This is a genomic window from Sphingobacterium allocomposti (assembly GCF_008124885.1).
Taxonomy (GTDB): domain Bacteria; phylum Bacteroidota; class Bacteroidia; order Sphingobacteriales; family Sphingobacteriaceae; genus Sphingobacterium; species Sphingobacterium allocomposti.
The window spans coordinates 1-1,252 of sequence record NZ_VNHX01000053.1 but is presented as its reverse complement, the minus strand read 5'-3'; the positions used below and the strand labels follow the sequence as shown (position 1 = coordinate 1,252).

At 47.8% G+C, this 1,252-nt stretch carries 1 protein-coding gene and 1 pseudogene; both read right to left on the bottom strand.

All coding sequences use genetic code 11. The annotated features are described in order from the left end of the window. Window positions 1-298, bottom strand: a pseudogene (locus BC792_RS18670) (IS21 family transposase); the annotation flags it as partial. A gap of 55 nt (window positions 299-353) precedes the next feature. Next, window positions 354-1,022, bottom strand: a complete 669-nt coding sequence (locus BC792_RS18230) for a sigma factor-like helix-turn-helix DNA-binding protein (protein WP_246155186.1) — start codon at window positions 1,020-1,022, stop codon at window positions 354-356. Window positions 1,023-1,252: the final 230 nt, after the last annotated feature.

Genomic DNA, 1,252 nt, shown 5'->3' with positions numbered 1-1,252 from the left:
AGCCCATCTTCTGAACTTTAGCCCTTTTATAGTCCTTGAGCTCGTAGGGCACCGTGGGCAGAGGTTTAAGGTACTGCCGTTCAACACACTGGAAAAGCTCGGTACGGCTTGACTCCTTACGCTGGAACAGCAGATTGTTGTAACGCTCCAACAGCCTGGAGATCTCCCTGTTGAGATCTTCAAGGGAAAAGAAGGTCATCTCCCGCAGCGGATAGTAGATGCGCTGGTATACAAGGTGCACAGCATTTTCTACCAGTGCTTTGTCCTGGGGTGAATATCCCCGGGTGGGATTGATCACGCAGTTGTAATGTCGTGCAAAGTCCTTGAAGCTACGGTTTATATCCGCTTCGTACTTACTGGCACGGTTGACGGCAGAAACGGAGGTTGTCCGATACAATGGCCTTGGGGGCACCGCCATAGAAGCTCAGTGCATGGGTGCAGCAATCTATGAAATCGGCTCTTTTCTGGCTCATACAGGCACGCACGTAGGTGTACTGGCTACAGGGAAGGACGGATACAAAGACTTCTACAGGGATAAGCTCTCCAGTTTCCCTGTTTACCAGGTGCAGTTTCTTTCCCGCAAAATCAATGTACATTTCTTCACCGGCAACATGATCGAGTTTCATAGAACCCTTTTCCCTGGGATATTTGCGTCGGTAGTGCTCCAGAAACTGGGTGTAACTGTACGGATCCCGGGCCTGACCAAAATACTGCTGATAATGGTGCTGAAAGGTGAATCCGGGGTGGGTACGGGACTGGTTGGCCTGTTCAAGATATAGCATCAGCTCATTATGACGCACGGTATCGACCGTCGTATGCGAGGTAAAGAGTTCGGATAATGCTGCCGCATCCAGCTCAAGTAGTTCCCCGAGGGGATGATCGCTTGCCGAAAAAAGTTGCATATACGTATTCACCGTATTGCGGGAGATCCCAAGGATCGAGGCTATCCTGCGGTTGCTGATACCGTCAAGGTGTAAAGTAATGATCTGTTTTAAGTCCATCGGATCAAGTGTGTTGGCCATATCGCTTTTTCTAAATACAGCGATAAGGTAATTGCTTGATCTTTTAAAGTGGCACAAAACGAACCGTAATATTCCGGTGATATGGCAGCTCTGATAATCCAACATTAAGCTGGCACAAAACGAACCGTAAACAAACTATGCTATTTCAAACTAAATTGGCACAAATTGAACCGAAATAAGTGGCATCATCCGACCAAAATGACTGGCACTATTCGAACCGTAATATCCAC